The organism is Streptomyces sp. NPDC003327, from assembly GCF_053589515.1.
Map to the genome: position 1 here is coordinate 42,882 of NZ_JBSFSA010000045.1, position 8,697 is coordinate 51,578.

Genomic DNA, 8,697 nt, shown 5'->3' on the forward strand with positions numbered 1-8,697 from the left:
GGGGACGCACCCCGGGGGCGCGGCAGGGTGCCGCGGTGGGTCAGGGGTGGCGAGCGAGGAAAGGAGCGGGGGAGAGCATGGCGAGTGCGTGCGTACGCACGCGAGACTCGGCTTCCGAGCGCTTTCGATCGAACGGTCGCAGTCGGGTTCCGAGGGCGTCAAGTCCTACCCGTTCGTAGCTTCGTCGTGCGCCGAGGTTGCCGCACAGGCGACGGTTCGGGGGTGAATTTCAGCCAAACTCCGTGCAGGAAATGCTGTGTTCACGTAACCATGCCACTCTTCTGGTCAATCTGACGCAGCCGAGATGCGCACAACGCGCATGGCCCCCACGTCAGTTGACGAGGCACCACCTCGACGCACCACGTCATCGGTTCCCCCACCAAGGAGCTCAGAGTGAGACGTTCCCCCCACAAGGCCGTCACCGCGGGAGTGCTGATAGCCGGCGCCGCGCTGTTCGCCGCCGCCCTGCCCGCCGGCGCCGCCACCGACCCCACCGGCTCGGCCGCCCCGACCCCCACCCGGGCGGCCGCCGCGAGCCCGGCCCCGCGGGCCGGAGCGCTGCAGGTCAGGCTCAGCCCCGCCGAGCGGGCCGACCTGCTCGCCGACGCCCACGCCGGCCGCGCCGCCACCGCCAAGGCCCTCGGCCTCGGCGCCCAGGAGGAGTTGGTGGTCCAGTCCGTCCTCAAGGACGCCGACGGCACGGTGCACACCCGCTACGACCGCACCTACGCCGGCCTGCCGGTCCTCGGCGGCGACCTGATCGTGCACGGGCACGCGGACGGTGCCGTCAGGGACGTCACCAAGAACGTCAAGGCCACCATCGAGGTCGCCTCCACCAGGGCCGCCAAGAGCGCCGAGTCGGCGAAGTCCGTCGCCCTGCGCAAGGCCGGCGCCGAGAGCTCCACGGCCCCGAAGGCCGAATCGGTACGCAAGGTCGTCTGGGCCGGCTCCGGCAAGCCGGTCCTGGCCTGGGAGACCGTGGTCGGCGGTGTGCGGCACGACGACACCCCCAGCCGCACGCACGTGATCACCGACGCCACCACCGGCGCCGAACTCTTCTCGTACGACGAGATCCACACCGGCACCGGCCACAGCCAGTACGGCGGCCAGGTCACCCTCGGCACCTCCGGGTCCGCCGGCAACCACACCCTGAGCGACGCCGGCCGCGGGGGCAACAGGACCCACGACATGGGCCACTCCTCCAGCGACAGCGAGCAGGGCACGCTGTTCACCGACGCCGACGACGTCTGGGGCGACGGCCTGCCCGGCCACCCGCAGACCGCCGGCGTGGACGCGCACTACGGCGCCCAGCTGACGTGGGACTACTACAAGAACGTCCACGCCCGCAACGGCATCCGCAACGACGGCGTGGCCGCCTTCTCCCGCGTCCACTACGGCGACGCCTACGCCAACGCCTTCTGGGACCCGTCCTGCTTCTGCATGACGTACGGCGACGGCCAGAACAACGCCCGCCCGCTCACCTCGATCGACGTGGCCGCCCACGAGATGACCCACGGCGTCACCGGCAACACCGCCCGCCTGATCTACGCCGGAGAGTCCGGTGGCCTCAACGAGGCCACCTCGGACATCTTCGCCGCCGCGGTCGAGTTCTGGGCGAACAACCCCTCCGACCCCGGCGACTACCTGGTCGGCGAGAAGATCGACATCCGCGGCGACGGCAAGCCGCTGCGCTACATGGACCAGCCCTCCAGGGACGGCAGGTCCAAGGACTACTGGTACTCCACCATCAGCCAGGAGAACGTCCACCACTCCTCCGGTCCGGCGAACCACTGGTTCTACCTGGCCTCCGAGGGCAGCGGTGCCAAGACGGTCAACGGCGTCGCCTACAACAGCCCGACCTCCGACGGCCTTCCGGTGACCGCGATCGGCCGGGACGCCGCGATCAGGATCTGGTACCGCGCGCTCACCACCTACATGACGGGCTCCACCAACTACGCGGGCGCCCGCCTCGCCACCCTCCGGGCCGCCGCCGACCTGTACGGCAACGGCAGCGCCACCTACGTCCACACGGCCAACGCCTGGGCCGCCGTCAACGTCGGCACCCGGCTCGCCGAGGGCGTCCGGATCAGTGACCCGGGCAACCAGTACACGGCGGTCAACACCGCCGCGAACCTCCAGATCCAGGCCGTCAGCACCAACGCCGGACCGCTGACGTACTCGGCCGCGGGCCTGCCCGCGGGTCTCTCGGTCAACGCCTCCACCGGCAAGATCAGCGGCACCGCCACCACCCTGGGCACGAGCACCGTCACGGTCACCGTGAAGGACTCCGCCCACGCCTCCTCGACCGTCACCGTCCCGTGGAAGGTCTACACGCCGGGCCCCTGCAACCCGGCCCAGCTGCTCGGCAACCCCGGTTTCGAATCCGGTACCACCGCGTGGACCGCCACCGCCGGAGTCATCGACAACGGCGTCAGGACGCAGCCGCGCACCGGAGCCTGGAAGGCGTGGATGGCCGGCTACGGCCAGACGCAGACCGACACGCTGGCGCAGACGGTGACGATCCCGGCCGGCTGCCCGGCCACGCTGACGTACTGGCTGCACATCAACACCGACGAGATCATGAACACCGTCTACGACACGATGAAGGTCCAGGTGAACGGCACCACCCTGGCCACGTACTCCAACCTCGACAAGAACACGGACTACGTGCAGAAGACCCTCAACCTCTCCGCCTACGCGGGGCAGACCGTGACCCTGAAGTTCACGGCCGTGGAGGACTACGGCTTCCAGACGTCCTTCCTGCTCGACGACCTCGCCCTCACCGTCACCCCGTGACCGCAGCCCAGGAGCTCACCGTGAGACGTTCCCCCCGCAAGGCCGTGGTCGCGGGCGTCCTGACGGCCGCCGCGGCGATGGTCACCGCCGGGCTGCCCGCCACCGCCGCCACCCCCGGCCCCACCCACGACCCCGTCCCGACCCGGGCCGCCTCCGCCGCACCGGCACCCCGCGCCGGTGCGGCGGAGGTCAGGCTCACCCCCGCCCAGCACACCGCGCTCCTGGCCGAGGCGCGCGAGCGGCGCACCGCCACCGCCCGCGCCCTGGGCCTGGGCGAGCGCGAGGAGTTGCTGCCGAAGTCCGTCCTCAAGGACGCCGACGGCACCCTGCACACCCGCTACGAGCGCACCTTCGCCGGCCTGCCGGTCCTCGGCGGCGACCTGATCGTGCACGCGGCGGCCGACGGCGCCACCCAGGGCGTCACCCGGGCCACCCGGGCGACGATCACCGTCGCCACCACCGCCGCGGAGAGGACCGCCGACTCGGCGAAGTCCGCCGCCCTGGCCCGCGCCGAGGCGCAGGGCGCCTCGTCACCGAAGGCCGACTCGGTCCGCAAGGTCGTCTGGGCCGCCGACCACCGGCCCACCCTCGCCTGGGAGACCGTCGTCGGCGGGCTCCAGCACGACAGGACGCCCTCCGAGCTGCACGTCGTCACCGACGCGAAGACCGGCGCCACGCTGTTCGAGTACCAGGCCGTCAAGAACGGCACCGGCCACAGCCAGCACTCCGGACAGGTCACCCTCGGCACCTCGGGGTCCGCGGGGAACCACAGCATGGTCGACGCCACCCGCGGCGGCCACAAGACCACCGACCTCGACCACGCCTGGGACGACCCCTTCGGCGGCAACATCCCCGTCGGCACGACGTTCACCGACGCCGACGACGTCTGGGGCACCGGCTCGCCCGGCAACGCGCAGACCGCGGGCGTGGACGCCGCCTACGGCGCACAGCTGACGTGGGACTACTACAAGAACGTGCACGCCCGCAACGGCATCCGCAACGACGGCGTCGCCGCCTACTCCCGGGTCCACTACGACAACGTCTACCGCAACGCGTTCTGGTGGGACGCCTGCTTCTGCATGACCTACGGCGACGGCTACTACAACGCCAACCCGCTCACCTCGATCGACGTCGCGGCGCACGAGATGACCCACGGCATCACCTCGAACACCGCCGGCCTGTACTACGGCAACGAGTCCGGCGGCCTGAACGAGGCCACCTCGGACATCCTGGCCACCGCCGTGGAGTTCTGGGCGAACAACCCACAGGACGCGGGTGACTACCTCATCGGGGAGAAGGTCAACTTCGACCTCGACGGCAAGCCCCTGCGGTACATGGACAAGCCGTCCAGGGACGGTGCCTCCAAGGACTCCTGGTACGCGGGGATCGGCGACATCGACGTCCACTGGTCCTCCGGCCCGGCCAACCACTGGTTCTATCTGGCCTCCGAGGGCAGCGGCGCCAAGACGGTCAACGGCACCGCCTACAACAGCCCCACCTCCGACGGGCTGCCGGTCAACCCGATCGGCCGCGACGCCGCCGCGAAGATCTGGTACCGGGCGCTGACCACGTACATGACGAGCAACACGAACTACGCCGGTGCCCGCACCGCCACGCTCCAGGCCGCCGCGGACCTGTACGGGACGAGCAGCCCCACGTACAAGAACACGGCCAACGCCTGGGCCGCCGTCAACGTCGGGCCCCGCATCACCCAGGGCGTGACGCTCACCAACCCCGGCAACCAGGTGTCCCCGACGGGCACGGCGGTGAGCCTCCAGGTGCAGGCCGTCACCAGCACCTCGGGGGCCTCGCTGACGTACACGGCGACGGGCCTGCCCGGGGGGCTGAGCCTCAACGCCACCACCGGCAGGATCACCGGTACGCCCACCACGGCCGGCACCGGCACCGTCACGCTGACCGTCACGGACTCCACCGGCGCCCACGACGTCGTCTCGTTCTCCTGGCTGACCTACACGGTCGGCGCCTGCGCCACGACGCAACTGCTCGGCAACGCGGGCTTCGAGTCCGGGAACACCGGGTGGACCACGACCGGCAGCGGCGTCGTCATCAGCGACGACAACTCCTGGCTGCCGGCCCGCACGGGCACCTGGAAGGCGCTGGTGGGCGGCAACGGTGCCAGGACCTCCGACACCGTGACGCAGACGGTGGCCGTCCCCTACGGCTGCAAGGCCACGGTCAGCTTCTGGGTGCGCGTGGTCACCAGCGAGGGCACCACGAGCGTCCCGTACGACAAGATGACCGTCACGGCCAACGGCACCACCCTGGCCACGTACTCGAACCTGAACCAGGGGAGCGGATACGTCCAGAAGACGGTCTCCCTGGCCCCGGTCGCGGGGCAGAACGTCACGCTGACGTTCAAGAGCGAGGAGGACTCGGCCGCGCCGACGTACTTCCTCGTCGACGACGCCGCTTTCACCGTGCACAACTGACGGGCCGACATGAGGAGGGGGAGCGGACGGTCGCTGTAGCGGCCGCCCGCTCCTTCTCCCCGGGCCGCGGTCGGAGGTGGCTCAGAGGCTGCGGGCGGTGATGTCGCCGTGGGACGTGGTGGCGCGGATGTCCAGGTCGGCGGTGCCGTCGTTCCTCAGGGCGTTGGTGACGCGGCCGTAGGCGGTTCCGGCGTCCAGGGAGGCCGAGACGCCGCGGGCGGCGCCGACCGAGATGTCGCCCTGCTGGGTGGTCAGGCCGACCGTCCCGCGCACGGCCTCGGTGATCCGGATGTCGCCGCGCGTGGTGCTGATCTCCGCGGTGCCGTTCAGGCGACCGATCTCCACGTCGCCGTCGAGCGCGGTGAGCCGGACGCTTACGGCCTCGTCGATCTTGGTGCGGCGGTAGGAGCCGTCGAAGGTGACGTCGCCCAGGCGGCCGACACCGCGGAGTTCGGCGCCCGCCGCCTTGGCCTCGACATGAGAGCCGGCGGGCAGTTGGACGGTGACCTCCAGCGCACCCGAGGGGCCGAGGAGCCGGTTCCCGGCGGACGGGGTGGCGATCCGCAGGACACCGTCGGTGTACGTGACGCTGGTCTGCTAGGCGGCCCTGACGTCGCGGCTCTTGGCGGGGTCGGCGGGCAGGACCTCGGCCGTGGCGTCGGAGCGGTCGGCGGCGATGAACCGGACGCGACCGGCCGGGATGTCCAGGACGGCGGAGATCGGGCCCTGGGTGGCGAACTTCTGCATCGTGCTTCTCCTTCTTCCGGTGCGGGCTCTGGGCGGCCCGTCGTTTCCGATGAGTGAAAAGCTACGTTGCGTTCATAGTTCTGGCAACAAGCTTGTTGCAGCAAAACTTCATCGCTGCAGGTGAAAGGAGCAATATCATTGCAATGAGGATCCGAGGTAATGCAACGTGACTCAGAGGCCCGTTGCAATGGAAGGCAACTGAAAGCTAGGGTGGCGGCACCACGAACCGCCGAAGGAGGCCCCGATGCCGGGAGGCAGACTCACCCAGCAGGAACGTCAGCAGATCGCGCTGGGACTGGCCGAGGGCCTCGCCTACGCGGAGATCGCCCGGCGCCTGGAGCGACCGACCTCGACGGTCACCCGCGAGGTCATGCGCAACGGCGGCCCCACCGGCTACCGGGCCGACCTCGCCCACCGCGCCACGGAGCGCCGCGCTCACCGCCGCCGGCAGCCCGTCCCCCGGAACCGCCCTGCCCGGGAGCAGCCGTACGGGCGTGACGCCGAGGCGGTGCGCGCGTACGAGGAGCTGTTCACCACCGTCATGACGGCGTCGGGCATGCCCACGATGATGGCCCGGGTCATGGCGGCGCTCACCCTCGCCGACTCCGGCAGCCTCACCGCCGCCGAGCTCGTCGAGCGCCTCCAGGTCAGCCCCGCCTCCGTCTCCAAGGCGATCGCGTTCCTGGAGGGCCAGGGCATGGTCCGCCGGGAGCGGGACGAACGCCGTCGCGAGCGCTACGTCGTCGACGACGACGTCTACTATCAGTCGATGATGGCCAGCGCCCGCTCCACCGCCCACATCGTGGAGACCGCACGGCAGGGCGTGGCCGTCCTCGGCCCCGGCACCCCGGCCGCCGACCGGCTCGAAAGGACCGCCCGCTTCCTGGACTTCGTCTCCGAGAGCATCGCGCGCGCGGCGGACCAGGCCCGCGAGATCCTCCACACCCAGGCCCCGGCGCGGGAGGACGCCCCCGCGCCGGAGCCGCCCGAGGCGTAGGGCCCGCCGGGCGTCCCCGTGGGCGTTCTTGCGGGCGTTCCTGTGGGCCGGATGGCGCAGGCGGGGCGCCGTGGAGTGTCGCCGTCGCCGTCGGCGCCGGATGCTGGGGCAGGGCCGCCCGGTGGCCGACGCCGCGCGCGGCGAGGACCGGGCGGGCCGGTCGTCCCACCGGACCGCAGGCGCCGTCCGCGGCCCCCGGTGCCCCCAGCCGAGGAGGTTTCACATGCCCGGACCCGCCCCCGTCGCGTACGGCCCGGAGGAGGCCACGAGCCCCGCCCGCGGCCGTACCCGCCGCCGCCCCGGGCGCCGTCCGCGTACCGCGGCCGCCGCCGTCGGCGCGCTCGTCGCGGCCGCCGTCCTGAGCGGCGCGGCCACCGCGCCCGTCGCCGCGGGGACGTCGGCGCCGCACGGCGCCGCGGCGGACCGGGCAGCCGCCCGGGGCGGCCCCGAGCCGCACGACGCCCATCCCGACGCCCATCCCGACGCCCACCCCGCCGACCCGGCCCTGCAACGCGCCCTCGCCGACCTGGTGGCGGCGCCGGGCGGCCCGCCCGGCGCCATCGCCGTCCTGACCCGGGACGGCGAACGGCAGGTCTACCGCGCGGGCACCGCCGAAGTCGGCACCCAGCGCCCGCCCCGGCCCCACGACCACATGCGCATCGCGAGCGTCGCCAAGGCCTTCAGCGGCGCCGTCGCCCTCAGCCTGGTCGACCGGCACGCCCTGCGGCTCGACGACACCCTCGGCAAGCGGCTGCCCCACCTGCCCACCGCCTGGCACGCCGTGACGCTGCGCCAGCTCCTCCAGCACACCAGCGGCATCCCGGACTACAGCAAGAGCGAGGCGTTCCTCGACATCGTCCGGGCCGACCCCCGCCACCGGTTCGACTCCCGCCGCCTCCTCGACTTCGTGGCCGACCGGGACCTGCTCTTTCCCCCGGGCAGCCGCTACGCCTACTCCAACTCCGACAACATCGCCGTCGCCCTGATGGCCGAGCAGGCCACCGGCGTCCCGTACGAGTCACTGCTGCGCAAGCTCGTCTACCGGCCGCTCGACCTGCGCTCCACCAGCCTCCCCCAGGGCTACCGGATGCCGCGCCCCCTCCTGCACGGCTACGCCACCGCCCCCGGGGAGCAGCCCGAGGACGTGAGCGAGGTGGTCGGCGCGTCCGGCGCCTGGGCGTCCGGCGGCATCGTCTCCACCCCGGCCGACCTGAGCAGGTTCATCGGCGGGTACGCCGGTCCCGCGCTGCTCTCGCCCGCCACCCGCCGTGCCCAGCAGGACTTCCTCCCGGGCGGCGCCTCCGAACCGGCAGGCCCGGGCGCCAACGCGGCCGGCCTCGGCCTGTTCCGCTACACCACCCGGTGCGGCACGGTCCTGGGCCACACCGGCAACACCCTGGGATACACACAGTTCGCCGCCGCCACCCCCGACGGCCGCCGCACGGTCACCGTCTCCGTCAACAGCCAGGTCGTGCTCGACCCGGCGCTCCTCGCCCGGCTGCGCGCGGCCGAGGAGAAGTTCGTCTGCGCCCTGCTGCGCGGCGGCCACTGACGTACCGCCGCACCACGCACCATCCCGGCGGCGCCGCGCTCACCCAGCCGTCCGGCCGGAGCCCTCCGGCCGGACGGCGGCCCCGGTGGGGCGGGGCGGCGGAACAGCCCACCGGTGGAAGCCAAGAGCAAGAACAACGATCGAGGTATTCCTGA

The 8,697-nt window shown here is 72.3% G+C and carries 4 protein-coding genes and 1 pseudogene; 4 read left to right on the plus strand and 1 reads right to left on the minus strand.

Annotation, left to right across the window (positions count from 1 at the left end; translation table 11 throughout):
- Positions 1 to 393 precede the first annotated feature (393 nt).
- Entirely contained in the window at positions 394 to 2,796 is a 2,403-nt protein-coding gene (locus ACWDVG_RS26550; protein ID WP_451702595.1) for a M4 family metallopeptidase, read from the plus strand.
- Between the two features lie 20 nt (positions 2,797 to 2,816).
- The gene (locus tag ACWDVG_RS26555; RefSeq protein WP_451702597.1) at positions 2,817 to 5,246 is read left to right on the plus strand and encodes a M4 family metallopeptidase; all 2,430 of its coding nucleotides are present in this window, start codon (positions 2,817 to 2,819) and stop codon (positions 5,244 to 5,246) included.
- Between the two features lie 81 nt (positions 5,247 to 5,327).
- Here the strand turns inward: ACWDVG_RS26555 and ACWDVG_RS26560 are convergent.
- Positions 5,328 to 5,993: pseudogene (locus ACWDVG_RS26560) on the minus strand (DUF4097 family beta strand repeat-containing protein).
- Between the two features lie 244 nt (positions 5,994 to 6,237).
- On the opposite strand from ACWDVG_RS26560, the gene ACWDVG_RS26565 reads away from it, so the two are divergent.
- Together ACWDVG_RS26565 and ACWDVG_RS26570 are read left to right on the plus strand one after the other, a co-directional pair.
- On the plus strand, positions 6,238 to 6,990 hold the full coding sequence (locus ACWDVG_RS26565) for a helix-turn-helix domain-containing protein (protein ID WP_451702599.1): 753 nt from the start codon (positions 6,238 to 6,240) through the stop codon (positions 6,988 to 6,990).
- 223 nt (positions 6,991 to 7,213) lie between these two features.
- Positions 7,214 to 8,542 (plus strand): serine hydrolase domain-containing protein, encoded by a 1,329-nt coding sequence (locus tag ACWDVG_RS26570; RefSeq protein ID WP_451702601.1) that lies wholly within the window; start codon positions 7,214 to 7,216, stop codon positions 8,540 to 8,542.
- Positions 8,543 to 8,697: the final 155 nt, after the last annotated feature.

What these genes read in the sequence shown, in the direction of transcription:
- ACWDVG_RS26570 (WP_451702601.1), top strand. Translation starts at nt 7,214, where the DNA reads ATGCCCGGACCCGCCCCCGTCGCGTACGGCCCGGAGGAGGCCACGAGC.
- ACWDVG_RS26565 (WP_451702599.1), top strand. Translation starts at nt 6,238, where the DNA reads ATGCCGGGAGGCAGACTCACCCAGCAGGAACGTCAGCAGATCGCGCTG.